General features: G+C 52.8%; 1 protein-coding gene. It reads left to right on the plus strand.

Annotated features, from left to right (window positions below; all coding sequences use genetic code 11):
* Positions 1–269, plus strand: a 269-nt coding sequence (locus HMPREF2527_RS09815; protein ID WP_210390344.1) for a hypothetical protein, incomplete at both ends; no start/stop codon positions are given.

Consider the following 269-nt stretch of genomic DNA (forward strand, 5'->3'; position numbering starts at 1 on the left):
CACTATGTGCAGGACCCTGATACCTGGGTCAGCACCCAATGCACCTGCTACGGTACTCCTTTCCCGAAAGACAGCCGCTACCTGTTCATCATCCCGAAGCAGTACGACTGCACCAAATACCTTTCCGCATTCTGCGTAGAAAATAATGCCGTCTATGGCTGGCACAACAACAAACCCGGATTCTACAGTAGCGACCCTCAATACAATCAGCGCAACCTGCATGTTCCGTCTTTCTCCGACACGGTAGACCAGCAGATGTGCCAGCGAGC

It is taken from the genome of Rothia sp. HMSC071B01 (assembly GCF_001808945.1).
Lineage (GTDB): Bacteria > Actinomycetota > Actinomycetes > Actinomycetales > Micrococcaceae > Rothia.